At 61.1% G+C, this 24,411-nt stretch carries 24 protein-coding genes; 15 read left to right on the forward strand and 9 right to left on the reverse strand.

The features are described from left to right. Window positions 1–48 precede the first annotated feature (48 nt). Entirely contained in the window at window positions 49–615 is a 567-nt protein-coding gene (locus AB0O97_RS00865; protein ID WP_363878928.1) for a M23 family metallopeptidase, read from the reverse strand. A gap of 346 nt (window positions 616–961) precedes the next feature. Between AB0O97_RS00865 and rpsB the strand changes: the two genes are divergently transcribed. From rpsB to AB0O97_RS00895, 6 genes are all read left to right on the forward strand, one after another. Continuing rightward, complete coding sequence (rpsB, locus tag AB0O97_RS00870; RefSeq protein ID WP_363878931.1) at window positions 962–1,825, forward strand: 30S ribosomal protein S2; 864 nt, start codon at window positions 962–964, stop codon at window positions 1,823–1,825. Between the two features lie 158 nt (window positions 1,826–1,983). Further along, complete coding sequence (tsf, locus tag AB0O97_RS00875; RefSeq protein WP_363878934.1) at window positions 1,984–2,811, forward strand: translation elongation factor Ts; 828 nt, start codon at window positions 1,984–1,986, stop codon at window positions 2,809–2,811. A gap of 248 nt (window positions 2,812–3,059) precedes the next feature. After that, entirely contained in the window at window positions 3,060–3,821 is a 762-nt protein-coding gene (pyrH, locus tag AB0O97_RS00880) for a UMP kinase (RefSeq protein ID WP_363878937.1), read from the forward strand. A gap of 122 nt (window positions 3,822–3,943) precedes the next feature. Further along, on the forward strand, window positions 3,944–4,501 hold the full coding sequence (gene frr, locus AB0O97_RS00885; protein WP_363836575.1) for a ribosome recycling factor: 558 nt from the start codon (window positions 3,944–3,946) through the stop codon (window positions 4,499–4,501). A gap of 137 nt (window positions 4,502–4,638) precedes the next feature. After that, window positions 4,639–6,051, forward strand: a complete 1,413-nt coding sequence (locus AB0O97_RS00890; protein ID WP_363878940.1) for a phosphatidate cytidylyltransferase — start codon at window positions 4,639–4,641, stop codon at window positions 6,049–6,051. A gap of 59 nt (window positions 6,052–6,110) precedes the next feature. Beyond that, on the forward strand, window positions 6,111–6,716 hold the full coding sequence (locus AB0O97_RS00895; protein ID WP_363878943.1) for a DivIVA domain-containing protein: 606 nt from the start codon (window positions 6,111–6,113) through the stop codon (window positions 6,714–6,716). A gap of 48 nt (window positions 6,717–6,764) precedes the next feature. Here the strand turns inward: AB0O97_RS00895 and AB0O97_RS00900 are convergent, their stop codons facing one another. Genes AB0O97_RS00900 through AB0O97_RS00915 form a run of 4 tightly spaced genes read right to left on the reverse strand, consistent with a single transcriptional unit; the run spans window position 6,765 to window position 10,636 of the window. Further along, window positions 6,765–8,252 (reverse strand): cation acetate symporter, encoded by a 1,488-nt coding sequence (locus tag AB0O97_RS00900; protein ID WP_363878946.1) that lies wholly within the window; start codon window positions 8,250–8,252, stop codon window positions 6,765–6,767. Further along, complete coding sequence (locus tag AB0O97_RS00905) at window positions 8,249–8,641, reverse strand: hypothetical protein (RefSeq protein ID WP_363836570.1); 393 nt, start codon at window positions 8,639–8,641, stop codon at window positions 8,249–8,251. The genes AB0O97_RS00900 and AB0O97_RS00905 overlap by 4 nt, the downstream gene beginning before the upstream one ends. Then, window positions 8,638–9,366: a LytTR family DNA-binding domain-containing protein gene (locus AB0O97_RS00910; RefSeq protein WP_363836568.1), complete on the reverse strand. Its 729-nt coding sequence runs from the start codon at window positions 9,364–9,366 to the stop codon at window positions 8,638–8,640. Before AB0O97_RS00910 ends, AB0O97_RS00905 begins: the two co-directional genes overlap by 4 nt. A 37-nt stretch (window positions 9,367–9,403) precedes the next feature. After that, window positions 9,404–10,636, reverse strand: coding sequence for a histidine kinase (locus tag AB0O97_RS00915; RefSeq protein WP_363838098.1), 1,233 nt, complete (start codon window positions 10,634–10,636; stop codon window positions 9,404–9,406). Window positions 10,637–10,770: 134 nt separating this feature from the next. On the opposite strand from AB0O97_RS00915, the gene AB0O97_RS00920 reads away from it, so the two are divergent. Both AB0O97_RS00920 and AB0O97_RS00925 read left to right on the forward strand, forming a co-directional pair. Next, a complete protein-coding gene (locus AB0O97_RS00920; protein ID WP_363836567.1) occupies window positions 10,771–11,139 on the forward strand; it encodes a DUF485 domain-containing protein in 369 nt (122 codons plus the stop codon). Between the two features lie 3 nt (window positions 11,140–11,142). Further along, the gene (locus AB0O97_RS00925; protein ID WP_363878949.1) at window positions 11,143–12,795 is read left to right on the forward strand and encodes a sodium/solute symporter; all 1,653 of its coding nucleotides are present in this window, start codon (window positions 11,143–11,145) and stop codon (window positions 12,793–12,795) included. A gap of 107 nt (window positions 12,796–12,902) precedes the next feature. Here the strand turns inward: AB0O97_RS00925 and AB0O97_RS00930 are convergent, their stop codons facing one another. The 3 genes from AB0O97_RS00930 to AB0O97_RS00940 all read right to left on the reverse strand — a co-directional run bounded on the left by AB0O97_RS00930 (window position 12,903) and on the right by AB0O97_RS00940 (window position 14,597). Next, window positions 12,903–13,277 (reverse strand): hypothetical protein, encoded by a 375-nt coding sequence (locus AB0O97_RS00930; RefSeq protein ID WP_363878952.1) that lies wholly within the window; start codon window positions 13,275–13,277, stop codon window positions 12,903–12,905. Window positions 13,278–13,590: 313 nt separating this feature from the next. Further along, a complete protein-coding gene (locus AB0O97_RS00935; RefSeq protein WP_363836562.1) occupies window positions 13,591–13,995 on the reverse strand; it encodes a DUF4383 domain-containing protein in 405 nt (134 codons plus the stop codon). 122 nt (window positions 13,996–14,117) lie between these two features. Beyond that, window positions 14,118–14,597 carry an Lrp/AsnC family transcriptional regulator gene (locus tag AB0O97_RS00940; protein ID WP_363878955.1) on the reverse strand — a complete coding sequence of 160 codons (480 nt, stop codon included), beginning with the start codon at window positions 14,595–14,597 and terminating at the stop codon, window positions 14,118–14,120. A 142-nt stretch (window positions 14,598–14,739) separates the two neighbouring features. On the opposite strand from AB0O97_RS00940, the gene pdhA reads away from it, so the two are divergent. From pdhA to AB0O97_RS00960, 4 genes are all read left to right on the forward strand, one after another. Then, window positions 14,740–15,852, forward strand: a complete 1,113-nt coding sequence (gene pdhA, locus AB0O97_RS00945) for a pyruvate dehydrogenase (acetyl-transferring) E1 component subunit alpha (RefSeq protein WP_363878958.1) — start codon at window positions 14,740–14,742, stop codon at window positions 15,850–15,852. Continuing rightward, window positions 15,849–16,859, forward strand: coding sequence for an alpha-ketoacid dehydrogenase subunit beta (locus tag AB0O97_RS00950; RefSeq protein ID WP_363836557.1), 1,011 nt, complete (start codon window positions 15,849–15,851; stop codon window positions 16,857–16,859). Before pdhA ends, AB0O97_RS00950 begins: the two co-directional genes overlap by 4 nt. 1 nt (window position 16,860) lies before the next feature. Next, window positions 16,861–18,189: a dihydrolipoamide acetyltransferase family protein gene (locus AB0O97_RS00955; protein ID WP_363878961.1), complete on the forward strand. Its 1,329-nt coding sequence runs from the start codon at window positions 16,861–16,863 to the stop codon at window positions 18,187–18,189. A gap of 112 nt (window positions 18,190–18,301) precedes the next feature. Further along, window positions 18,302–18,670: an SPW repeat protein gene (locus AB0O97_RS00960; protein WP_363836553.1), complete on the forward strand. Its 369-nt coding sequence runs from the start codon at window positions 18,302–18,304 to the stop codon at window positions 18,668–18,670. Between the two features lie 167 nt (window positions 18,671–18,837). On the opposite strand, the gene AB0O97_RS00965 is transcribed toward AB0O97_RS00960, so the two are convergent. Continuing rightward, window positions 18,838–19,434: a TetR/AcrR family transcriptional regulator gene (locus tag AB0O97_RS00965; protein ID WP_363878964.1), complete on the reverse strand. Its 597-nt coding sequence runs from the start codon at window positions 19,432–19,434 to the stop codon at window positions 18,838–18,840. A gap of 100 nt (window positions 19,435–19,534) precedes the next feature. Between AB0O97_RS00965 and AB0O97_RS00970 the strand changes: the two genes are divergently transcribed. The 3 genes from AB0O97_RS00970 to AB0O97_RS00980 are packed head-to-tail and all read left to right on the forward strand — an operon-like array spanning window position 19,535 to window position 24,399. Then, window positions 19,535–21,142: a carboxyl transferase domain-containing protein gene (locus tag AB0O97_RS00970; protein WP_363878967.1), complete on the forward strand. Its 1,608-nt coding sequence runs from the start codon at window positions 19,535–19,537 to the stop codon at window positions 21,140–21,142. A 9-nt stretch (window positions 21,143–21,151) separates the two neighbouring features. Then, entirely contained in the window at window positions 21,152–23,233 is a 2,082-nt protein-coding gene (locus tag AB0O97_RS00975) for a biotin carboxylase N-terminal domain-containing protein (protein ID WP_363878969.1), read from the forward strand. 2 nt (window positions 23,234–23,235) lie between these two features. Next, a complete protein-coding gene (locus AB0O97_RS00980; RefSeq protein ID WP_363836546.1) occupies window positions 23,236–24,399 on the forward strand; it encodes an acyl-CoA dehydrogenase family protein in 1,164 nt (387 codons plus the stop codon). The last annotated feature ends 12 nt before the right edge of the window (window positions 24,400–24,411 follow it).

Genomic DNA, 24,411 nt, shown 5'->3' on the forward strand with positions numbered 1-24,411 from the left:
GCAATTGTGCGACGTCTAGTCTGTTGATCATGAGTCGTGCGGCGATGCTCAGTCGATCAATGGCAGCAATACGGATGGGCGCAGATCGAGGATGAACTGAAGGGGATTGAGGTACTGGTCCCCGCGGCGAACGCCCCAGTGGAGGCACGACAGAGTCACGGATCCGTCGCAATGCGTGGGCCCCTCCACCTGGCCGATCACCTGTCCGCGTGCAACGGAGTCACCGGTTTTGAGGGATGTGGTTACGGGCTCAAAACTTAGCCGCAAGCCGTTGTTCACCGCAACGGTCACTACTGACCTATCAACTACGACGCCGGCGAAGGTCACCACTCCTGATGCTGGCGCCAGCACCGCTGATCCTTGGACGGCGGCTAAATCCACGCCCCGATGGCCCGCCAACCAGGGCTGGGCAGGCGGGTCAAAAGCGCGCACCACTAACGGCTTACCCACTAGTGGCCAACCCCAGGCGAGGGTTGACGGGAGGGGAGTGGCCGACGTCGTACTTGAAAAGGGATCGAGTGAAACTGCCGGAGTGGCTGGCGCGGATCCCGGCAAGAAGACCAGCCCCAGCAATGTGCTGAGAAGAAGTGGCAAGTGACTGAAGGTGAGGTGCATTTACCTAGCGTGCGCCGAGAGTGGACTGTCCGCGAGGGGAGCATGGGCAAATGTGAGGGGTGCACCGAAAAGCCGGGCCTGTGGGGGAAGGAAAGTGGTAAGTCGCCAGGGCCGCCTTGTAGTAACATTGACAGAGCAGTGTGCTGTTTGTGCACTGACTACGCGCATCCCACCCTGACGAGGCATCCAAGAATGATCTTGGATCCTGCTGATGGATTGTGCCCATACGGTCCGCCTCACGGCGGTTCATGGAATGCACGATGGGTGCCAGGAGCAAGGGAACCTGCCCGGGAAACCGGCGGAACCAAGGCTAAATAACCGTAAATTATCAAAAAGGAGCGTCGGCATGCCCGTCGTAACAATGCGCCAGCTGCTTGACAGCGGCGTCCACTTTGGACACCAGACCCGTCGTTGGAACCCGAAGATGAAGCGATTCATCCTCACAGAGCGCAACGGCATCTACATCATCGACCTGCAGCAGTCACTGTCTTTCATTGACCGCGCATACGAGTTCACGAAGTCCACCGTCGCACACGGCGGAACCGTACTCTTCGTCGGCACCAAGAAGCAGGCTCAGGAAGCCATCGCAGAGCAGGCCACCCGTGTTGGCATGCCTTACGTAAACCAGCGCTGGTTGGGCGGTATGCTCACCAACTTCCAGACGGTTTCCAAGCGTATTGCTCGCATGAAGGAACTCGAAGAGATCAACTTCGAGGACGTTGCTTCCTCGGGCCACACCAAGAAGGAGCTCTTGCTCCTCAAGCGTGAACTGACCAAGCTGCAGACCAACCTCGGTGGTATCCGCAACCTGACCAAGGCACCGTCCTTGCTCTGGGTCGTTGACACCCCGAAGGAACACCTCGCCATCGACGAGGCACACAAGCTGAACATCCCCGTTGTTGCCATCTTGGACTCCAACTGCAACCCTGACGAAGTTGATTTCCCGATCCCGGGTAACGACGACGCCATCCGCTCCGTTGCACTGTTGACCCGCGTTATCGCTGATGCTGTTGCAGAAGGCCTGATCGCCCGCAACAACAAGGCAACCGGCAACACCGAAGCACCGGCTGAGCCCTTGGCTGAGTGGGAGCGCGAACTCCTCGAGGCACCCGCCGCTGAAGCCGCTGTTGAAGCTGCTGTTGAAGCGCCGGTCGAGGCTGCTGTTGAAGCACCCGCCGAAGCTGCTGCTGAAGCTGCAACCGAGAAGTAAGAATCTTTTCCCGGTAACTGTGACGGATTCATCCGTCGTAGCTGCCACCTGAGGAACCAGACGCTGGCAGGATCGCACCGCTCACAAGGCAAAGTGGTCCTGCCAGAACTGGCCTAAAACCGATTTACATACTCAAACATTTATTCTGAGGAGTTCATATGGCGAACTACACCGCCGCTGATATTAAGGCTCTGCGCGAGCGCACGGGCGCAGGCATGATGGACGTCAAGAAGGCTCTCGACGAGGCGAACGGCGACGCCGATAAGGCGATGGAGCTCATCCGCATCAAGGGCCTCAAGGGCGCCACTAAGCGCGAAGGCCGCTCAACCGCTGAAGGCCTCGTTGCCGCAGCCGTTGAAAACGGTGTTGGCGTCATGGTTGAGGTCGCTTGCGAAACTGACTTCGTTGCCAAGGCTGCCCCCTTCATCGAATTCGCCAACAAGGTCCTGGCCACGGCCATCTCCTCCGGCGCGGCCGACGTTGAGGCACTGCTGGCCGTTGAGGTTGACGGCAAGCCCATGTCCGAGGCTGTCATTGCCGCCGGCGCACTGCTGGGCGAAAAGGTTGCCATCCGCCGCCTGGCCCGCGTTGAAGGTGCCACGGTTGACTCCTACCTGCACAAGACGTCCAAGGACCTCCCCGCACAGGTTGGCGTGCTCTTCGCCATCGACGGTGACAACCAGGAAGTTGCGCACGACGTAGCCGTGCACATTGCCGCCATGTCCCCGACGTTCCTGACCCGCGACGAAGTTGCACAGGACGTCGTTGACAGCGAACGCCGCATCGCCACCGAAACCGCACAGGCAGAGGGCAAGCCGGAAGCGGCCATGACGAAGATCGTTGAGGGTCGTTTGACCGGCTTCTTCAAGGAGATCGTCCTGGTTGACCAGGCTTTCGCCAAGGATGCCAAGAAGAGCGTTGCCGCTGTTCTTTCCGAAGCGGGCGTCAAGCCTGTTGCCTTCGCACGCTTCCGCGTCGGAGCATAATTCTAACTTTCTGAGTTGCACGACTCCGTGCAGCAATCAGGATGTGACGAAGAAGGGGTGGCCGCAAACTGCGGTTGCCCCTTCTTTGCGCCCAAGCATCGGATATGATCTTAGACGCACCCCTTCAGTCGACACCGCCCCGGCGGAGCGCATCTGCACGAGACATTAAAAGCACAACGGCACGCAGCCGTTGGTGTGAAGTAAACACTTACACCAGCAGCCAAGAATCTGTACCCACGGAAGGCACTATGACCACGAATATTTCGCAGACAGAGCAGAGCAGCGCAGCACCTACATCGGGGGTGGCCAAACGCCGTCGTGTGTTGTTGAAGCTCTCCGGCGAGGTCTTTGGCGCAGGCAAGCTCGGTGTTGATCCGGAGACCATCCGCGGCATCGCCAAGCAGATTGCCAGCACTGTTGGCCAGGTCGAGGTGGCCATTGTTGTAGGCGGTGGAAACTTCTTCCGGGGCGCCGAACTCTCCGCCTCTGGGATGGACCGCTCCCGCGCGGACTACATGGGCATGCTGGGCACCGTCATGAACTGCCTAGCCCTGCAGGACTTCCTCGAGCAGGCGGGTGTGGACACTCGTGTTCAGAGCGCCATCACCATGGGTCAGGTCGCAGAAGCCTACATCCCGCGGCGTGCCATTCGCCACCTCGAGAAGGGCCGCGTGGTCATCTTCGGTGCCGGCGCCGGCTTGCCGTACTTCTCCACCGATACTGTGGCCGCCCAGCGCGCGCTGGAAGTCCACGCCGACGAGGTACTCATGGCCAAGAATGGTGTTGATGGCGTCTATACCGCCGATCCCAAGAAGGACCCCACCGCCGTCAAGCTCGATAGCCTCAGCTACGACGAAGCCATGGCCCGTGACATCCGCGTCATGGACCAGACAGCGTTCAGCTTGTGCAAGGACAACAACGTGAACATGCTGGTCTTCGGCATGGAAGGCGAAGGCAATGTAGCCCGCGCCATTCTCGGTGAAGAACTGGGTACCCGGGTCACCCCGTAAATATCGCTAGACCTGCCCAGTGGCGGGGCGCTGTGGCGCGCCCGTCACGGTAGGATGGGTTCAGAATTGCCGTGAGCATGTGCCGCGGAAAGAAGTAAAGACACTTATTGAGGGAGAGACGCGTGATTGAAGATACCTTGCTCGAGGCTGAGGAAAAGATGGACAAGGCCGTTGAGGTAGCCAAGGAGGAATTCTCTGCGGTGCGCACCGGCCGAGCCAACCCCGCCATGTTCCATAAAGTCATGGTGGAGTACTACGGTTCGCCCACCCCCTTGCAGCAGCTGGCATCCTTCGCAGTGCCGGAAGCTCGCACCTTGCTCATCACACCGTTCGACAAGACGGCGTTGCATGACATTGAGCGCGCACTGAGCTCATCCGAGGTTGGCGCAAACCCCTCCAATGACGGCAATGTCATCCGCATCATGATGCCGGAACTGACGCAGGAACGCCGCAAGGAATACGTCAAGATTGTCCGCACCAAGGGTGAGGATGCCAAGATATCGGTCCGCAACATCCGCCGCAAAGCCAAGGAGCAGCTGGACAAGCTGGTCAAGGATGGCGATGCCGGTGAAGACGAGGGTAACCGCGCCGAAAAGGAATTGGATGCGCTGACCAAGGCCCACACAGACAACATCGATGAGTTGCTTAAGCGCAAGGAAGTCGAGCTTCTCGAGGTCTAATGAAGGACCCAAAGCGCACGCCGGCAGGCTCTGATCAGGAGCCTGCCGCGGCAAAACCGGACGTCCGGCTGGTGCCACCGCCAGCTGACTATCAATTTCCCACGCGGAAAGCGCGCCGTCACGCTGAGCTGACCGGCATGATTCCCATTGTCGTGCCCAAAAATAGCGTGCATGAAGCTCCCGTGGTCGCCGAACCGGTGACTGCGGAGCCTGAAGCAGCGGACCAGGAAAGTTCTGCGCAGGAATCAGTCACGTCATCATTGCAAGAGCAGGCGGAACCAGCAGTAGCCGGAGACGCTCAGGCCAGCACCGATGACAACTCTGATTCCAATGCTGCCAGCAGCACCGATAGCACTGACAGCTCGGACAATGCTGCCAGCAGCACCGATAGCACTGACAGCTCGGACAGCTCGGACAGCTCGGACAACGCTGATAGTGCGGCTCAGCTCGACGTCGGCGAGTCCGCCCCGGGCAACACCGCTGCGCCAATGGTCACCGTTCCCCATGTCATCGACGATGACACTCAGGAGGGGCAAGCTGAGGCAGCAGCTCCGGATGAGCTAACTCCCGCTTTGGCTGCCGCCGCTCCTGAGCCGGTATCGGCTTTGCAGGTGACGGGTCTTCCGCTCATTCCGGTTCCGGCAGGTCCCATTGCTGCGATGCCTTCCGGTGCCACCGCCTTGAAGGTGCCGAGGACTCCCAAAGCAGGACGTGATCTCCCAGCCGCTATCACTGTGGGCGTCATCTTGTTGGCGCTGGTCATCGGCTCGCTGTTGTTCTACCCGGTCGCTTTTGTTGCTCTCGCTACGGTGTTTGCTTGTGCCGGTGTTTGGGAAGTGACCCGTGCAGTGGCCGGTAGGGGGATCAAGGCCCCCCTGACTCCTGTCATGGTGGGAGCCTTTGCGATGCCATCCGCGGCGTACTTTGCCGGTTCTGAGGGGCTGTTGTTCGCCCTCGTTGCCAGTGCTGGAGCCACCGTCTTGTGGCGTTCTTTGGATCCTGAACCGGGTGCTATCAAGAGCATTCTGGCGGGTCTGTTCTCCCTCATGTGGATACCGTTCTTACTCAGCTTCGTCTTCCTCATGTTGCGTTCTGACAATGGCGCCACGCTTGGAATGACGCTGGATCTTGCACATATGAACCCCGGTGTAGTGCAGGTGATCATCATGCTCTTGCTGGTGGTTGCCAATGACACCTTTGGCTACCTAGTGGGTGTGTTGTTTGGCAAGCACCCCATGGCCCCAAAAATCAGTCCGAAAAAGTCCTGGGAAGGGTTCGCCGGATCGTTGGGTGGAGCCACCTTGGTGGCCATTCCGGCGACGGTGTTCTTGCTCGATCAGCACTGGTGGGTAGGCTTGGCTCTGGCCATCGGCATGGTCTTTGCCGGAACCGGAGGAGACTTCGCCGAATCCATGGTGAAGCGAGAACTCGGTGTCAAGGACATGAGTAATCTTCTACCCGGCCATGGCGGCGTCATGGACCGGCTGGACTCAATTTTGTTTGCTGCCCCCGTGGCATACGCGATCTTTACTGTTTTAGGCCGGTTCTAACACCAGGTCCCCGTGCCATGCAGCGTGAGTTGCACCTCGTAACGAGAAAAGTTCAAGGAATGACTGTGACTGTGGAAGAAAAACCCCGGACCACCTCCAAATTCAAATTGGTGGGTCCCAAGGAAGTTGGCTACAACGTCAAGCAAGTGGACGTGTTCTTAGAACGTGCCCGCGCCTACTTCCTGAACACAGACAGCCACGGCAAAGCCATCACCAGCCACGACGTGCGTACGGCGTCCTTTGACCCTGCCCGAGGTGGTTACAGTGCCCAAGCCGTGGATGCGGCGATGGATCGGATTGAAGACGAATTTGTGCTCCGGGAAAAGGAACTCCTCATCGCAGCCGAGGGCGAAAAAGCCTGGATGATGAAGATCGGCAAAACCGCTTCCGTGCTGCGGGCCCGACTGCACCGCCCCGACGGGGAACGCTTCCGCCGCCCCAACAGACGAAACGCACAAAGCTATAGCGTCGAAGACGTGGACCTGCTATGCCGTGAACTGCTCGTCTACGTTGAAGACAACGGCGAGCTCAGCGTCGATGTAGTTCGACGGGCAGTATTTGCCACAGCAAAGGGCGCCGACGGCTATGAGGAAAGCCAGGTTGACGCGTTCCTGGATCGCGTGGTTGAGCTCATGGCATCAATTGACCCGGTACCAGAGAAGTAACCCACCACCCTCTATGGCGCCCCAGCTGGCCAGGACGCTTAAACCGGCCTAAGTCCGGGGATTCTCCTGCGCCAAGGGGCGTTCGGGCACATGCAGCTTGGTCATGAAGCGGGAGACCGACGCGCTGCGCCGGTGCTTGGTTGCTCTGGAGACGATGATAGTGACCAAGAAAGCAGCCGGAACGGTCCACGCGGCGGGTTGGGTTAGAAGATCGCGCCACGGTGAATCTGGATCCACCCGGACGCCGGCCACAATCGCTGCACCACACAAGATGCCGCCCGTGACCATACCGGCAACCGCGCCAGCGTCGGTGAGTCCGCGCCACCAGATCCCCAGCAGCAGCAAGGGGCAAATGGTGGACGCTGTGAAGGCAAAAACGAGTCCCACACTGCCTGCCAGGGCCAGCGAATCGGTCATCATGGCAAAGCCAAAAGGTACCACGGCGGCCAGCACAGCCGCGAGCCTGAATCCCCTTACGCTTCCCCCTAGGAGGTCTTGGCTGATGACCCCAGCCAGTGAGACCACCAGTCCTGAGGTGGTGGACAAGAAGGCGGCGAAGGCACCAGCCACGACCAAGGCAGAAAGCAAGTCACCGGCCATGCCGCCCACCAAGGTGCCAGGCAGCAGCAACACGGTGGCGTCGGGGTAGCCGCCCTCTGCCAGTTCGGGCAGGAACACCCGTCCCAGTACCCCGTAAATGGTGGGGAACAGGTAAAAGAAGGAGAGTAGTCCCAGCACGATCAAGGTTGTGCGGCGGGCTGCTGCGCCGTCGGGGTTGGTATAAAAGCGCACTAGAACGTGCGGTAGGCCGAGGGTGCCAAAGAGCAGAGCAATGAGCAGGGATAGCGTGCGGTAGGTGGAGTCTCCGGTAATGGGACTGGTGGGTGGGAACAGTTCCGTGCCAGCGGGGATGGTGGGTCCGGTGCCGCCGCTGAGCATCAGCAGGATGAAGATGGCGGGGACAGCCAGTGCTGTGAGCTTGAGCCAGTATTGGAAAGCCTGCACGAAAGTGATGGACCGCATGCCACCGGTGACCACCGTCAGGACCACCACCACCACGACTGCTCCGGCGCCAACCCACGAAGGCAGGCCCGTGGTGGTGCGGATGGTTAGGGCCGCCCCATGCAATTGCGGAACGATGTAAAACCAGCCCACCACCACTACCAGAATGCTCGTGACATAACGGGCCGTAGCAGATTCCAGCCTAGCCTCGGCAAAATCTGGGATGGTGTAGGCCCCCGAACGGCGCAGGGGAGCGGCCACGAAAAACAGCAGCATGAGGTAGCCGGCGGTGTAGCCGATGGGAAACCACAGGGCGTCGACCCCGGTCATGACGATGAGACCGGCGATGCCGAGGAAGCTGGCGGCTGAGAGATATTCCCCGCCAATGGCCGAAGCATTCCACCATGGCTTGACGGTGCGTGATGCTACGTAGAAATCGCTGGTGGTCCGTGAGATTCGCAGCCCATAAAAGCCTATGACGGCGGTTACGACAGAGACGACGATGAGTGCCGTGTAGCCAATGGCAGGATTCATTTTTCCTCCACGAGGTCCCGGTACTGGGCCTCGTTCTTGGTGGCGGCACGGACATACAACCAAGCGCAGATCCCGATGATGGGATACGCGCCCACGCCCAGCAGCAACCACGGTGCGGGAATGCCCAAGATGCGCCAATCTGCGAAGAGCGGCACCCATCGGACCAGTGCCCAACACAGTAAGAGGGACGCCATGAACCCGGCTGTTACAACCAGAGCCAGCCGCAGTTGTGAACGAATCAGCGACTGGACCATGACCTCGCCCACGGCGGACTGTTCGGCAACTTCCTGCGAGACAGATGTTTGGGCGGGGATAGCCCGGGCTTGGGTGCGAGGGGCTGAGACCCGGACACGGCCTTGGGCCGGGGGACGGTTGGGACCGAAACTCATGGTGCAGGCCGTACCCGGGTGGCTTGTAAATGTTCACGCAGAACCGGCACGTGACGGCGGCTCACTGGCAAGACGGAGTTGCCCACCAACACAGTGGGCTTTGCCGCGCTGAGTTTCAAAGCGGTCACAAAGGACATGCACACCAAATACGAGCGGTGAATGCGGATAAAACCGGACTCGGCCCAGCGTTGTTCCAAGTCTGCCAACGGCACCCTGATGAGGTAGCTGGCTTCAGCCGTGTGGAGCCGGGCGTAGTCGCCCTGGGCCTGCACAAATTTCACTTCATCGAGCCGGATGATTCGGCTAATGCCACCTTGATCTACCGTGATCATTTCGACTTCTTCTGCGGCGATGGCCGGTTGGGTTACCAGTTCCACGACCCGGTCCACGGTGCGAGTAAGGCGTTCGGTGCGCAGCGGCTTGAGCAGGTAGTCCACTGCCGCCAGCTCGAAAGCTTCCAGAGCCCGGTCGTCGTCGGCCGTTACAAAAACCACTACGGGAGGGTTGCTGCGTTTGCCAATCACTGCCGCTAGCTCCAGCCCGGAGAGGCCAGGCATGTGGATGTCCAGGAACACCGCATCAACGGTGTGCACCGCCAGCAGGTCCAAGGCTTCGGCACCGCTCATGGCTCGATGGATGGTGCCCACACGCGGGTCACGGCCCAAAAGAAACGCCAACTCTTCCACAGCGGGCAGCTCATCATCAGCCACCAGGACATTAATCATGTATCCAAGGGTACGGCTTGGCGCGGCGGAGGAAGGCCTACGCGTCATGGCCGGGCTGGTTCTTGGGTACTGTCATGGTGATCAACATGCCGTGTCCAACGCCGGTGTCGATGGTGAGGCCGTGCTCGTCCCCGTAAACCTGGCGCAGGCGGGTGTCAACATTCCGCAGGCCCACGTGCGTCCCATCATGTCGCCCAGCGAGAACTAGCCGCAGTTGCTCGGGATCCATCCCCACGCCGTCGTCCTCGATGGTGACTTCGGTGTAGGCGCCAAGGTCCCGGGCGCTAATTTGCACCAGCCCCTTGCCGGGCTTGGTCTCAAAGCCGTGCCGGACCGCGTTTTCCACGAGGGGCTGCAGGCTGAGGAAGGGAATGACCGTGCTGAGGACCTCCGGGGCAATCTGCAAGCTGACCTGGAGGCGGTCCCCGAAACGGGCGTTTTCCAGCAGCAGGTATCGATCAATGCAGCGGAGCTCTTCGGCAAGGGTGGTGAAGTCCCCGTGCCGGCGGAAGGAATAGCGGGTGAAGTCGGCGAATTCCACCACTAGGTCACGGGCGCGTTGCGGATCGGTGTTGATGAAGGAGGCGATGGCGTTGAGGGAGTTGTAGATGAAATGTGGGCTGATCTGGGCGCGCAGGGCTCGTACTTCGGCCTCTGCGAGCAAAGTGCGGGAGGCACTCAACTCGGCCAATTCCAACTGGGCTGAGACCCAGGCGGCGACCTCGTTGGTGGCCCGTACCAGGCCGGCAGTGGGCGATTTTGACAGGATCATGACACACCCCACGGCGCGCGAATCCACCTTGAGAGGGCAGATCACGGCTGCCTTCATATCGCTGTCCGGCGCCAACCCCAGGGCCTTGCGCAGCGCCGGATCCAGCGTTGCCACCTGGGTGCGGCCGTTGCTCAGCGCCTTGGTCACAAGGCCCATGACGACGTCGGAATCAGGTTGCCGGGACGCGGCGCCGGTGCCATCCCAGGCCAGCAGACGGGTGTCGTCGGTCATGGCGAACGCGGCACAGTTCAGCAGTGTGCGCAATTGCTTGCTGGCTTTGAGAGCTCCTGCAGGTTCCAGCCCGTCCCGGAGCTGTTCCCCGGCTGCGGCCGCTGAATGCAGGGCAGTAAACGTGGCGTGCTCAGCCTCCGTGCCCAATTCGCGGTGCGAACGGGAGAGCCGGAATCCGACAGCGGCTACCACTGCGGCAGCGGCTACCACCACGGCGATAGCTGTTATGAGCAGGAGTGTTGATTCGCTCAACAGGGGAGTGGACATGCTGTAAAGAATAGCCGCCACAGCACCATTCAGCGCACTGACAATGCCGTTCACCGCGGCGCCGTGCAAAGCACGCATGAATGTGAGCTGGGGCACTTCATAGTGAAAGAGATCACATCACTCAAGGAGGAATGATGGGTAATTCTGCCCAAGCAAGTCACGAAGGACCCGTGGACTTTATTGCTGAACAGAACTCGGAAGAGTTCAAGCAGCTCAAGAAGTCGCACCGGAACTTTGTCTTCCCCGTAGCCATCGGATTTTTGGTTTGGTACTTCGCCTACGTCCTTTTGGCCGCCTACGCCCATGACTTCATGTCCATCAAGGTCTGGGGCAACATCAACATTGGCCTCATCATGGGTCTGTTCCAGTTCGTCACCACTTTTGGCATCACCACTTGGTATGTCAGCTACGCCAACCGCAAGCTCGATCCCCAGGCTGCGGTCATTCGCACACGCCTGGAACGACAGATCGATGCATCCGGCATGACCAAGGAAGAGGTTTAGTACATGAGCCTGTCCTCAGCACTTCTCAACGTTGCACCACTGGCCAAGTCGCTCAGTGACCAAACGAAAGAGAACTCCTGGATCAACATTTTGATCTTTATTGCCTTTGTTGCCGTCACCATGATTGTGGTGTTCCGGGCCAGTCGCAATAACAACACCGCGGCCGATTACTACGCCGCAGGACGGTCCTTCTCCGGTGGCCAGAACGGTACAGCCATTGCCGGCGACTACCTTTCCGCCGCATCCTTCTTGGGCATTACCGGTGCCATTGCCATCAACGGCTACGACGGCTTCCTCTACTCCATCGGCTTCCTCGTAGCCTGGCTCGTGGCACTTCTTCTCGTTGCCGAGCTGTTGCGCAACACGGGCAAGTTCACCATGGCGGATGTGCTCTCCTTCCGTCTGAAGCAGCGCCCCGTGCGCATCGCCGCGGCAACCACAACCTTGGTGGTTTGCTTCTTCTACCTGCTGGCCCAGATGGCTGGTGCCGGTGGTCTTGTGTCCCTGCTCCTCGGCTTGGACAACTCCAACAAGGCCGGCCAGAACATTGTCATCGCCGTTGTTGGCGTCTTGATGATCGTGTATGTACTGATCGGTGGCATGAAGGGCACCACCTGGGTACAGATCATCAAGGCATTCCTGCTGATCATTGGTGCAGCCATCATGACGATCATCGTCTTGGCTATGCACGGCTTCAACCTCTCCACCCTCATGGATGCGGCAGTTCAGACCTCCATCAATGAAGGCGGTGTAGGTGAAGCACTGCTGAACCCGGGAGCCCAGTACGGTAAGGCTCCGCTGGACTTCATCTCCCTGGCCTTGGCTCTTGTGCTCGGTACCGCGGCTCTGCCGCACGTGCTGATGCGCTTCTACACGGTTCCCACCGCCAAGGAAGCTCGCAAGTCCGTGGTTTGGGCCATCTGGCTCATCGGTGGCTTCTACATCTTCACCTTGGTGCTGGGCTACGGTGCCGGCGCACTCATCGGCAAGGAAGCCATTCTCTCCGCTCCCGGTGGCGTGAATGCTGCGGCTCCGCTGCTGGCATTCGTAATCGGTGGCCCCCTCCTGCTCGGCTTCATCTCCGCTGTTGCCTTCGCAACGATCCTTGCAGTGGTGGCCGGCCTGACCATCACGGCGGCAGCTTCCTTCGCTCACGACATTTACTCCAATGTGATCGTCAAGGGCGAGCCAAAGCCAGAAATGGAAGTCAAGGTTGCCCGACGCACCGTCATCGTGATCGGCCTGGTCGCCATCGGCGGCGGCATCCTGGCCAACGGTCAGAACATCGCGTTCCTGGTTGCCTTGGCCTTCGCCATTGCCGCCTCCGCGAACCTGCCCACCATCGTCTACTCGCTGTTCTGGAAGAAGTTCACCACCAAGGGTGCACTGTGGAGCATGTACGGCGGCCTGGCCTCGGCCATCTTGCTGATCGCCTTCTCACCGGTGGTTTCCGGCAACGAAAAGGCCATGATCCCCGGCGCCGACTTCTCCTGGTTCCCGCTGGCCAACCCCGGCATCATCTCTATCCCACTCGCCTTCTTCCTGGGCTGGTTGGGCACTGTCATGGATAAGAACACCGAGGATCCGCGCATCCAGGCTGAGATGGACGTCCGTTCACTCACCGGTGTTGGAGCCGAAAAGGCTTCCGAGCACTAGCCCTGAGGCACAAGGCCCCGTTCACCGTCACTTTCTCAAGTACGACGGCGGACGGGGCCTTTTGCTGTCATCTCGCCTCGGGCGGCAAGCGAAAGGCGGGAGACTTTTTAGTGGTGGTGTCCTTGGTCCTTGAGCCGCTGGAGGTTCTCGGGAATCACGTTGCTGTTATGGTCAATGTGGCCCGAACCGCCGGGACCGGAATCGCTGTGCCCCGAATGCGGTACAGCAAGCTCACCGGCCGTGGACGCCGCCATGCCGACGGTGGTCAACGCGGCAACGAACAGCGAGATGGCAAAGAGTGTCCCTACCACTGCAGCCGCCGTACGTGGCGTGGCCGCAGCTGACGAAGATCCGGCGACAGAATTTTTCTGGCCTTGGGGACTGCGTAGCGGGGCATTGCGGGCCCAGCCCAGAACTGCCGTCGCCGCGAGTTCCAGAACCAGCATTGCAGCGATCGTGATGTCAAAGGTACGCTCCGCCACAACCCCAGCAACAAGCCGATGAGGTGGATGCCAGCGGCGATCCCCAGGGCAGGGTTCAGGACTTCAGGCCTGATGAGCTTTCCATGTCGCAATGCCAGAAGCCCATAGGCAAGCGCCGCTAGCCCGTACATGGCCGAGAGAACACCGGCTACCCCCAACAAAGGTCCGCCGAGCCCGCTAGCCGAGGGTCCGCCGTCGACCGCTTCACCGAAGCCGGGCAACAAACTTGAGGCTGCCGCACTCGATAAGGCGGCGATTCCCAGCAGAGCCACGCACGTAAACAGCCACGAGGGCTCATTGGCGGTTTTCATGGTTAGGCAGTCGCGGTGGAGGTGGCGCGGTCCTGTGAGAGGCCCACGGCCAGCAGGACGATGGCGCTTCCAAGGTGCAGCACGTTGTCTGCGCCGTTGAGGGCGATGATGTTCAAAGCCGTGCCTGGCAGGAAGAGTCCGGCGATTCCTACCAGCAGGTACACCGAACCCACGGTGGAGTTCATGGTCTTGGCAGCCTTGGAAGAGGCCAGCCCGGCGAACAGAAGCGCGGCCCCAATGGCCAAGTGAATCACGTTGTGCAGCGGATTGACCTCAAAGAAGATCAAATTCCGGCCTTCGGTGGCAAAGAATCCGATGCCGCTGGTGACGAAGAAGCCAAGGATTCCGACCAAAAGATAGACCGCGCCAAAGACGGTGGCCAGCAGCCTGTTCGGTGAAGTGCGCATGATGAATACTCCTTTTTTCGTAGACGAATCGCGATGATGATTCGTCCGTTCCTGATACAGGCTCATGGTGAACCCGTGCCAGTAGTTCGGAGCGGCGGCTGGTGTGGATTGGCGGGCTAGGACTATTTTTTCAAATCCCGTTCCAGCAGCGGCGTCATGCGGAAAGGGACCAACTCCTGCATGGACAGCGAGGTTTCGGTCCGTTCAACCCCGTCACAGGCCAAAATCTTGCCGTTGATGCGGAAGAGATCCTCGGCTCCGGTAGAAACCACCCGCACCAGAAGATCCGCACGGCCACTGAGACCATGGGCTTCCACTACTTCCGGAATCGCCGCTAGGGACGTGGCCAGAGCGCCCAGTTTTTGCTGTTGCACATGGACCGAAATGAAGGCCGACAACGGATAACCCAGCGTGCTGGCGTTGATGCGGTGGTCAAACGGCAGGAACGCCTTGCGCTTTTCCAGCGACGCCATGCGGGCCTGGACCGTGTTGCGCGAGAGTCCCAATTGCGCGGCCATGGCAACTACCGTCTGCCGGGGATCGTGGATGAGCGCCAGCAAGATCCGGGCGTCTGTTCCGTCAAGTTCATTTAGATGAGGCATAGTGCGCAGATTAGCACGATAGCCTCGGCCCGCGCTTGGCACTATGCTTAATTATTTTCTTGGTTATTGCGCCGGATGTAGAGCGTGAGTAGGGTCACACTCATAGGGATTTATCCGGTCAGCACGCAAGGAGGCGAGCGCCATGAATGATTCGCGCCATGGGACCCCGGTCCCTGCAGGCATGCATATGCACCAACTCATTACGGCTACGGGGGAGCGCACCAGTGATGAGCTGTTGGATGAGTTTGTCAGCGATGTTGACAATGAAATGCTCCGTGGGTTGTACCGCGACATGCTAGTCATCCGTCGCATCGACTTCGAAGCCACAGCACTCCAGCGCCAAGGGCAGCTGGCCTTGTGGCCGCCCATGCTGGGACAGGAAGCGGCTCAGATTGGCTCCGTCCGTGCCCTTGAAACGGAAGACTTCATCTTCCCCACCTACCGCGAAAACGGTGTCGCTTACATCCGCGGCGCCAACCTTGCCGGCATCATGAGCACCTGGCGTGGCAGCGCCAATACCGGCTGGGACCCGCACGAATTCAACATGGCCACCCCGCAAATCATCATCGGCGCTCAGACATTGCACGCCACTGGTTACGCCATGGGAATTGCTATGGAGGGCAAGGAGTCCTTGTCCATCGCCTACTTGGGTGACGGCGCCACGAGCCAGGGCGATGTCCATGAATCCATGGTTTTCGCAGCCAGCTTCCAAGCACCTGTGGTCTTCTTCTGCCAAAACAACCACTGGGCCATCTCCGAACCCGTGGGCCTGCAATCGCACCTCCCGCTGGCCGGCCGCGCCCCCGGCTACGGCATTCCCAGCCTGCAAGTGGACGGCAACGACGTCCTGGCCGTGCTAGCCGCCACTCGCTGGGCCGCCCGCCGCGCCCGCACTGGCGGAGGCCCCAGCTTCATCGAAGCTGTCACCTACCGGATGGGCCCGCACACCACCGCCGATGACCCCACCCGCTACCGCGGCGTCACCGAACTGGAGGAATGGGCCGCCAAGGATCCGCTCTCCCGCCTGCGGACCTACCTTCTTAATGCTGGAATGCTCGACGCCGAAACTGAGGCCGCGATCGCAGCGGAGGCTGACGCTGTGGCCGCCGAGCTACGGGATGGCTGCATCAACCTTGCCGACCCGGAACCCATGAGCTCCTTTGAAAACGTTTATGTAGATCCTCATCCTGTACTCGATCGCCAACGCGAACAGTACCGGCGGTACCTGAGCTCTTTCGAAGGGAGCGCATCATGAGCAAGCTGAGCCTGACCCAGGCCATCAACGCCGGACTTCGCAAGGCGATGGAAGACGATCCCAAGGTGGTTCTTTTAGGGGAAGACATTGGCACCTTGGGTGGAGTCTTCCGCGTCACCGACGGTTTGATGAAGGACTTTGGTTCCCACCGCGTCATCGATACTCCGCTGGCGGAATCGGCCATCATCGGCACTGCCGTGGGCCTGGCCTACCGGGGTTTTAGGCCCGTGTGCGAGATTCAGTTCGACGGTTTCATTTACCCGGGGTTCGATCAGATCGTCTCCCAGGTGGCCAAGCTGCACATGCGTACCCATGGTCAGGTGCGGATGCCGCTGACCATCCGCGTACCTTTTGGTGGCGGCATTGGCTCCCCGGAGCACCACTCGGAATCGCCGGAAGCCTATTTTGTGCACACCTCGGGGCTACGCGTCATCAGTCCCTCCAGTCCGCAGGACGCCTACACCATGCTGCGCCAAGCCATCGCCAGCGATGACCCGGTCCTGTACTTCGAGCCCAAACGTCGCTATCACAGCAAGGGCGAAGTGGACCTGGCTGCACCGCTATCTGCCGCACCCGCCATGGGTTCAGCGCGTGTTGTTTCCGCCGGCACCGATGTCACCTTGCTTGCCTACGGGCCCATGGTGAAAACGGCCATGGATGCTGCCAGTGCAGCGGCCGATGAAGGAATCTCAATCGAGGTCATCGATCTGCGTTCCCTCTCGCCCGTTGACTACCCAACGCTGCTGGAATCAGTGCGACGCACCGGGCGGCTCGTGATTGTTCACGAGGCCGGGCGGACCATGGGACTCGGGGCTGAAGTTGCCGCGACCATCACCGAGCGTTGCTTCAACTACCTGGAAAGTGCGCCGGTTCGCGTCACCGGATTCGATATCCCGTACCCGCCGTCCAAGTTGGAAAAGCACCACCTCCCGGACCTTGACCGGATACTCGACGGCGTAGACCGCGCCTTGGGGCGCACCAACTCACAGACCGGCATGGAGGACTAACATGATCGCTGAATTCAAACTCCCCGACCTGGGCGAGGGCCTCACGGAATCTGAAATTGTCAGCTGGCAGGTGGGTGTAGGGGACACCGTGACGCTGAACCAGGTTCTGGGTGAAGTAGAAACGGCCAAGGCCGTGGTGGAACTGCCCTCGCCTTATGCTGGCGTGGTCACGGCCATCACCCATGAGCCCGGCACCATGGTGGAGGTTGGTGAAGTCATCATCGCCTTCGAGGTGGCTGGTCCGGCAGGTGGTTCCTCACCTGCGAAGGGAACCGAGCCCGAAACCGAGGAAGCCCCGAAGCGGGTACCTACGCTTGTTGGCTATGGTGCTGATCCGGAAACCTCTGCACGTCCTGCGCGGCGGTCACGAGCATTTGCTTCTAACACAGCGACTTCCCATGAGGCGGAGGCCCCGGATGTCCGGATGCAGGCCGATCGGCCTAGGTCCACACCGCCGGTGCGCAAGCTGGCCCGGGATCTTGGGATTGAGCTGGAACTTTTGACAGGGACCGGCGAGAAGGGACTGATCACCCGCGAGGACGTGGTCAGCTTTGCCAGGGACAAGTCCCAAGGTGCCGGGAGCCCGGTGGAGGGTCCGGCGTCGTCCGCTCAAGGCCAGGCGCCAAGCCTGCGGGAGGTGCGCACACCCATCAAGGGGGTCCGCAAATTCATGGCGCAGGCCATGGTGGAGAGTGCCTTCACGGCTCCGCACGTCACCGAATTTCTGACAGTCGACGTCACTGCCGGGATGGATTTCCTCGCTAGGCTGCGCACGTTCAAGGAGTTCGACGGCGTCAAGGTCACCCCGCTGACGCTAGCCGCCAAGGCAGTGACACTGGCTATTGCCAGGCAGCCGGCGCTGAACTCGCGGTGGGATCAGGAGCGCGGGGAGGTTGTCACGTACAACTACCTCAACCTGGGCATTGCCGCCGCCACGCCCCGTGGATTACTGGTGCCCAACATCAAGGATGTGCAGGATCTGGGGCTGCGCGCGCTCGCCGTGGCGTTGGGTGACTTGGCGAAGACGGCCAGGGACGGGAAGACCCCACCGACGGATCTGGCGGGCGGCACCTTCTCCATTACCAACATTGGCGTGTTTGGGATCGATGCCGGAACGCCCATCTTGAACCCGGGTGAGGCTGGCATTTTGGCCCTCGGTGCGGTGCGTCGCGTGCCATGGGAACACGAAGGTGGAATTGCCCTGCGGCAGGTTATGACGTTGAGCCTTTCCTTCGATCACCGGCTTGTGGACGGGGCGCAGGGATCACGCTTCCTAGCGGATGTCGGCGCCATGATGGCCGACCCCGCGATGGCGTTGGTTTTGGGCTAAGCCTTTTGGGGTAAGTATTGCAACCTTAGGGCTATGGTTCCGCAGGTAGTCACGGACGTATATTTTAAGTGACCCCCATTGTGGGAGCCAACTCTTAAGGAGGTTGGTATCGATGAAGACGTGGAATCGCTGGCAAGATTATGTTGCCGTGATCGCGGGTTTGTTTGCTGCTCTGTCAACACTGTGGACAACTCAGCAGGCCGGATCCATGGTCATGATGATTGGTTGCGGCGTACTGCTGATGGCATCTGGCGTTTGGAACCTGATGAGCCCCGGGCAACCAGTGGGCGAATGGGTGCAGATTGTCCTAGCTGCACTGTTGTTTGTTTCCCCGTGGCTTGTTGGCTACACGGGACACAGCGGTGCCGCCTGGACGTCCTGGATTGCCGGCGGCGTGGCCGTAATTGTTGGGGTGCTCGCTCTGGCGCCAAGCATGCACGGGCATTCCGAAGGTCACCACGGGGGAGTAGCGGCGCACTAATTCTCCGCTAACCCGCAGGTGAGAACCACATGTAAAACCAGCAGCGCCGAGCTTGCTCGGCGCTGCTGGTGGTTGCAGCGGTGCTGGCGGGCGTAGTGCCTCGAATCGCGAAAAAGGACCCGGTCGCGGAGGTCTAAGTAGGCGCCCTGCCCGGTGGGCCGCCCGCGCTAGACCCCGGTCAACCCCGCCCACGCCATGGCTTCGAGTACCGGCCGGGCCGTGGCGTCTTGCTCGCCGTGAATGCGGACGCTGTACGGGGTGGAGTTGATCAGGCCGAAAACCGCATGGGCTTGCAGGCGGCGCACCGTCACGGCCCGCTCCGGGAAGAGCCGGCCTAAAACCTCAACCCACAACTCAACATAGGCACGCTGCAAGGACCTCACCGCGGACCTGTCGGCAGCGCCCAAGCTGTCAAAATCTCTATCCTGGACCCGAATAACGTCAGGTTTGCTCAGCGCGAAGTCAACGTGGAAGGCCACGAGTGCTCGCAAGGAGGCAGCGTCGTCGTGCGTGGCATTGAGAACGGAGCGGCCCCCGGTCAGGAGGTCCTCGCTGACCTCCACTAACAGGGCGCCCAGCAGTGCCTGTTTGCCGTCGAAGTGCCGGTAGACGGCGGGTCCGCTGACGCCGGCTGCGGCGCCCAGGTCCTCGATCGAGACGCCATTGAAGCCGCGCTGGGCGAACAAGGTCGCGGCGGATCGCAGCAGCACGGAGCGGCGTTCGGCCTTGGCTTGCGTGCGGGCTGTGGTTGGTTGTGAACTCATGGCTCCCCCTGTGCTGGACATCACAGAATAGAAAGACTAACCTGAAACTCAGTTAGTGGTTATTAACTTAGTGTAACGCTCACGGAGCAGATGAGGGTCGATGGAGACTTTGCAGAGCCAGATAGAGCCCGCCGGAGAGGCGTTCGCTCGTAACGATGCTGGGCAGCGCGCCTTGGTGGCGGAGCTGCGCGAGCGGCTGAGGGTGACGGCTCGCGGCGGTCCGGAGCAATCTCGCCAGCGGCATGTGGCGCGCGGGAAGCTGCTGCCCCGGGACCGGATTGGGCACCTGCTCGATGAAGGCAGCCCGTTCCTGGAGATTTCCCCGCTGGCGGCCCATGACATGTACGACGGCGCGTCCCCCGGTGCCGGTGTCATCGCTGGCATTGGTGTGGTTGAAGGCCGCCACGTCATGGTGGTCTGTAATGACGCCACGGTCAAGGGCGGCACCTACTACCCATTGACGGTGAAGAAGCATCTGCGAGCGCAGGAGATTGCGCTGGAAAACAGGCTGCCCTGCATTTATTTGGTGGACTCAGGAGGCGCGTTCCTGCCCAAACAAGATGAGGTGTTCCCGGACAAGGAACACTTTGGTCGGATCTTCTTCAACCAGGCCCAAATGTCTGCCCGGAAGATTCCGCAGATTGCCGCCGTCATGGGTTCCTGCACGGCGGGCGGCGCGTACATGCCAGCGATGAGCGATGAGAGCGTCATTGTGCGCAACCAGGGCACCATTTTCCTGGGCGGCCCGCCGCTGGTGAAGGCAGCGATTGGTGAGATCGTCACGGCCGAGGAACTCGGTGGAGGTGAGGTGCACGCGGGAATCTCGGGCGTCGTGGACCATCTGGCGGAGAACGACGAGCATGCCCTGTCCATCATCCGCGACATTGTGGCCACGTTGCCGCCCAACCCGGCACCGGCGTGGGCCATACAGGAATCGGTGAGTCCCGCCGTCGACCCGCAAGAGCTCTACGGCGCCGTCCCCACGGATCTGAACACGCCCTACGATATCCGCGAGATCATCGCCCGGATTGTGGATGGCAGCAAGTTCCACGAATTCAAGAAGAATTACGGCACCACACTGGTCACCGGCTTCGCCACACTGCACGGGCACCCCGTGGGCATCGTGGCCAACAACGGCGTGCTGTTCAGCGAATCCGCGCTGAAGGGGGCGCACTTCATTGAACTGTGCGATCAGCGCGGCATTCCCCTGATCTTCCTACAAAACCTCAACGGTTTCATGGTGGGCAAGGATTACGAACACGGCGGCATTGCCAAGCACGGCGCCAAGATGGTCACGGCCGTTGCCACAGCGCGCGTGCCCAAACTGACGGTCATTGTGGGCGGATCCTTCGGCGCCGGCAACTACTCCATGTGCGGGCGCGCCTACAGCCCACGGTTCCTGTGGACCTGGCCGGCCTCGCGCATCTCCGTCATGGGCGGCAATCAGGCTTCCTCGGTACTGGCCACCGTCAAACGTGAGCAGCTGGAAAAACGCGGTGAAGACTGGTCCGCCGAGGCCGAAGCAGAGTTCAAGGCGCCGGTCCTGGCCCAGTATGAGGACCAAGGTAACCCCTATTACGCCACCGCCCGGCTCTGGGACGACGGCGTGATCGACCCCGCCGATACCCGCACCGTTCTAGGCCTGGCCCTTGACGTGTGCGCCCGAACCCCGCTGCCCGAGACCGCCTTCGGCCTCTTCAGAATGTGATGTGAGCTCATGACTTCCCCTGCGACACCTCTAGTTGACACCGCCCCTTTTGATACTGTCCTGGTCGCTAACCGCGGCGAGATTGCCTGCCGCGTCATCCGCACCCTGCGTGAAAAAAGCATCCGCTCGGTTGCCATTTATTCAACGGCCGACGCCGGAGCTCGCCACGTGCGTGAAGCGGACGAAGCCGTGTGCATCGGTCCCGCCGCGGCGTCCGAAAGCTACCTCAGTATTGCGGCCGTCCTCGCCGCCTGCCGTGGCACTGGCGCCCAAGCCGTCCACCCCGGCTACGGCTTCCTGTCCGAAAACCTGGAGTTCGCTCAGGCCGTGGCCGATGCTGGCATCACGTTCATCGGCCCCAACATTGAGGCCCTGAACGTCATGGGCGACAAGATCCGCTCCAAAAACCATGTTGCCGCAGCCGGCGTCCCCGTGGTGCCGGGCATCTCCGAACCCGGGCTCACGGATGCTGACTTGATTGCGGCAGCTCCGGGCATTGGCTACCCGCTGCTCATCAAACCCTCCGCCGGGGGAGGCGGCAAAGGCATGCACAGCGTGTTCACTCCGGAGGAGCTGCCGGCCACGCTGGCCACGGCCCGACGTGTGGCAGCGGCCGCGTTTGGCGATGACACCTTGTTTCTGGAACGTCTGGTGGCCAATCCGCGCCATATAGAGGTGCAGATCCTCGGCGATAATTTTGGCAACGTGGTTCACCTCGGGGAGCGCGAATGCTCGCTGCAGCGCCGCCACCAAAAAGTCATCGAGGAGGCACCCTCGCCCCTGCTCTCAGGGTTGGCGGACGGTGCTGCCATCCGTGCGCGCCTTGGCGCCGCAGCCTGCGATGCGGCAGCCAGTGTCAACTACACGGGTGCCGGGACCGTTGAATTCCTTGTCTCCAATGACAACCCCGGTGAGTTCTTCTTCATGGAGATGAACACCCGCCTACAGGTGGAACACCCCGTCACCGAGATGGTGGCCCGCGTCCGGGGCGAGGCCCTGGACCTGGTGGCGTGGCAGCTGCGCATCGCCGCTGGGGAGAAGCTCGACTTCGGCCAAGCCGATGTCACGCTTGAGGGCCATGCTGTTGAGGCACGCGTCTACGCTGAACAGCCATCCGAAGGATTCCTGCCTGCCACCGGAACCGTGGTGGTGCTGGATGAGTCCGTGACATCGCGTCCTGGCGTCCGAGTGGACTCTTCGCTGGCCCGCCGCTTGGAGATCTCGGCGCACTACGATCCCATGCTCTCTAAGGTCATCGCCTGGGGTACCGACAGGGCCGAGTCTCTTGAGCGCCTCGATGCAGCCCTGCGCGACTACGTGGTTCTCGGTGTCCCCACCAATGTTGAATACCTGCGCCTGCTGTTGGCCGATCCCGATGTCCAAGCTGGCCGCCTCGACACCAACATGATCGAACGTAAACTCCCCGACATGGCTTTCCGCACCGTGTCCGCCGACGAGTACGCCGCCGCGGCACTCGTGGCCCGGGCAGGTGATGCCGCGAAGCCCAATGCACTTGGCACGGAGTCGGCGGCATCCCTGTGGGCCCGCACCGACAACTGGCGCATCGGCGATCCCGCACCGTGGCGAATGACGTTCGCGGCACCCGGGCGCACCGGCGTGGTGACGGTCAGCGGGACGGAAGGCGACAGCGGCACCGAAGGTCCCGGCGTCGTCCATGTCACCGGACTGGGTGAGGCAGCACAGGAGGTGCACGGATCGTTCGAGGGCTACAGCGTGGCCATGTCCGGAGACACCGTGTTCCTGGGATCCGGCGGCTGGAGTGTTGCGCTGGAAAGGCTCGACCGGGACCAAGCAACGGCACGTATGCTGGCCGGGCTGGAGCGGACGGACGCCGCGGCCGATCCGCAGCTGCGCAGCCCCATGCCCGGCACCGTCACAGTGGTCAATGCGGCCACGGGCGACCGGGTCGAGGCCGGTGCTGTGCTGCTGGCGGTGGAGGCCATGAAGATGGAACACCAAATCATGGCTCCCATGGCCGGGATAGTGCATATTGCTGTCGCGGTGGGCGGGCTGGTCAAGGCTGACCAAATTGTTGCAAGCATCCAAGAAGATACTCCTGAAGGGGAATGACAGTGCCAAATTTTGAACTCAACGACGAGTACCAGGCCCTCAGCGACATGGTGCGCGAATTTGCTGACACCGTGGTGGCTCCGGTGTCCGCCAAGCACGACGAGGAACACAGCTTCCCCTACGAGGTTGTGGCACAGATGGGCGAGCTGGGCCTGTTCGGGCTGCCGTTCCCGGAAGAATTCGGTGGCATGGGTGGAGACTACTTCGCCCTGTCCCTGGCGCTGGAACAGCTGGGGCGCGTGGACCAGTCGGTGGCCATCACCCTCGAAGCCGGAGTCTCGCTCGGGGCGATGCCCGTGCACCGCTTCGGCACCCAGGCGCAGAAAGAGCAGTGGCTGCCGGAGCTGACCAGCGGTGCGGCGCTCGCAGGCTTTGGTCTGACCGAGCCCGACGCCGGATCTGACGCCGGCGGTACGGCCACCAAGGCTCGGGTCGAGAACGGCGAGTGGGTCATCGACGGTTCCAAGCAGTTCATCACCAACTCCGGCACGTCCATCACCAAGTTCGTCACTGTCACGGCTGTCACCGGCACCTCGGAGCGGCCGGACGGCTCGGTGAAGAAAGAAATCTCCACCATCATCGTGCCCAACGGCACCCCCGGCTTCACGGTGGAAAAGGCCTACAACAAGGTGGGCTGGAACGCCTCCGATACCCACCCGCTCACCTTTGCCGGAGCCCGCGTTCCGGAGGAAAACCTGCTGGGGGAGCGCGGCCGCGGCTACGCGAACTTCCTGTCCATCCTGGATGAAGGCCGCATTGCCATCGCAGCACTGGCAACCGGAGCGGCCCAAGGCTGCGTGGATGAGGCAGTCCGTTATGCCAAAGAGCGCAGCGCCTTCGGGCACAACATTGGCCACTACCAGGGCATCTCCTTCAAGATCGCCCGCATGCAGACCCGCGCCCACGTGGCCCGACTGGCCTATTACGACGCCGCCGCGCGCATGCTCGCCGGTAAGCCCTTCAAGACCGAAGCCGCCATCGCTAAGATGGTCGCAAGTGAGGCAGCCATGGACAACGCCCGTGACGCCACACAAGTATTCGGCGGCTACGGCTTCATCAATGAATTCTCTGTGGCTCGCCACTACCGCGATTCAAAGATTCTGGAGGTCGGCGAAGGAACCACGGAAGTCCAGCTGATGCTCATTGCCCGCGACTTGGGCCTCTAAGCCACCCGAAAG

Source organism: Specibacter sp. NPDC078692, assembly GCF_040686835.1.
Taxonomy (GTDB): Bacteria; Actinomycetota; Actinomycetes; order Actinomycetales; family Micrococcaceae; genus Specibacter.